Below are 1145 nucleotides of genomic sequence, written 5' to 3'. Positions count from 1 at the left end.
CAGTCAGCGCACTCAAGGTGCAACTAGACCAACACCAAGGCGATACATCCCAAAAATTCATCGTGCCTGAAGGTTCGGCTAAAGAGTTCCAAACGTTAGCCTCTCAGCTCAATGAATATCGCAGCCAAATCAATCAGGTGATCAAACGTGAGCAAGCTTTTGCGCGATATGCCAGTCATGAACTGAGAACGCCACTAACGGTAATGAAAGGCTCGAGCAGCCTGCTAGCCAGAAGCCCAAGCACGCCGTTTCAAGAGCGCCAGATTGGCCGTATTCAAGATGCTACTCAGCAGATGTCGACCATGGTTGATGCTTTGTTGGGTTTGGTGCGATATGAACGCAACACAGACGACAGCCCCGTTCGAACCATCTCAGAGCAAGAGCTTCACAACATCGTTGCTCTTAGCCAAGCACAAGCCGATGAAAAGTCGTTGGAATTTAATGTACAGATATTGGGCCATCCGCAAACCAAAGCGACCACTGCAGTGCTTAACATTACGTTGAGTAACTTAATTCGCAACGGCATTGCAGCCACGTCAGCAGGAACGATTCATATCACCATGACCGATACCACACTGTCGGTGAGAGATGAAGGTGAAGGCTTCTCTTCCGTGCCAGATGCCGAAGGCCATGGTTTGGGGCTCATGATTGTGGATGACTTATGCCGACGCTATGGCTGGCAATTCACTATTGATACACATTCTGAGGGTGGATGTGAGGCAGTGATTGACCTTTCGTCAGAGCATCATGAGGCTTGCTCAGAGCAACTTCCTCAGCACTAGATTCAATCAAGAGGTATCTCATTTGCTCAGTATCAAAACGGGCGGTTCGACACCTCTTTCTGATTTGATTGAATGAAATCTTATGCCACAAGCGCAACTAGTCGTTCGAATGCTTGCGATGCCGATTCCGACGCTTCGCACACAGAAAACACATCTTCGATAAAGTACTTCAACGCTCTGGATTCAATGGCTCTGATTGCAGCTTGCTGCTCGCCCGATAAATAGCCGTAAATGCTCGCCGCGCCAAAGTCACCTAAGATCATCTTCCCTTGCTCGTTCACCAACGTATTGTGCGCATACAAATCACCATGACACACCTTGTTGTCGTGTAGGTGATTAAATACGTCCACCATCTGCTCAACA

At 48.4% G+C, this 1145-nt stretch carries 2 protein-coding genes; one reads left to right on the top strand and one right to left on the bottom strand.

Going from position 1 to position 1145, the window contains the following annotated elements:
* Positions 1 to 782: HAMP domain-containing sensor histidine kinase (locus R7035_RS25670; protein WP_318146373.1), on the top strand; the 782-nt coding region annotated here is incomplete at its 5' end.
* An 80-nt stretch (positions 783 to 862) separates the two neighbouring features.
* On the opposite strand, the gene R7035_RS25665 is transcribed toward R7035_RS25670, so the two are convergent.
* Positions 863 to 1145: protein kinase domain-containing protein (locus tag R7035_RS25665; RefSeq protein WP_318146372.1), on the bottom strand; the 283-nt coding region annotated here is incomplete at its 5' end.

The sequence above is a fragment of the Vibrio sp. 1731 genome (assembly GCF_033339955.1).
In the GTDB taxonomy this organism is placed as follows: domain Bacteria; phylum Pseudomonadota; class Gammaproteobacteria; order Enterobacterales; family Vibrionaceae; genus Vibrio; species Vibrio alginolyticus.
This window is presented reverse-complemented; position numbering and strand designations above follow the sequence as displayed.